Origin of the sequence: Pseudoalteromonas sp. c7(2019) (assembly GCF_011378625.1) — a bacterium.
GTDB classification, from domain to species: Bacteria; Pseudomonadota; Gammaproteobacteria; order Enterobacterales; family Alteromonadaceae; genus Pseudoalteromonas; species Pseudoalteromonas arctica.
The window spans coordinates 1-364 of the sequence record NZ_WTKS01000114.1 but is presented as its reverse complement, the minus strand read 5'-3'; the positions used below and the strand labels follow the sequence as shown (position 1 = coordinate 364).

Sequence of the window (364 nt, the reverse complement as noted above, 5' to 3'; positions counted from 1 at the left end):
CTCAAATATGTTTAATATTCTGGGTGTAATGGCCTTACCAGGTTTAATTCATGCAAGTAGTTTCGATATCGCAGTGTTAACGCGTGATTATCCCGTTATGATTGCATTAACCTTGGCGTTGGTTATTTTCTCAATTGCTTGGAGAAAAGGTAAAATAGCCATATTGGGCCGCGTTGAAGGTGCTTTATTATTAATCGGCTATCTTGCTTATATGGTTTGGTTGTATAAAGACGCAGTATCAATCTAGATTTAACCGTTGGTATATTTATAATAATGGTATCTTTATAATAATGGGAAGTTATTCAACCGATTACTCCTAAAGAAATCATAAAAATAAGGCCCTAAGTTATAACTAACTTAGGGC

General features: G+C 34.6%; 1 pseudogene. It reads left to right on the top strand.

Annotated features, from left to right (window positions below):
- Window positions 1-247: pseudogene (locus GQR38_RS20225) on the top strand (calcium/sodium antiporter); the annotation flags it as partial.
- Between the last annotated feature and the right edge of the window lie 117 nt (window positions 248-364).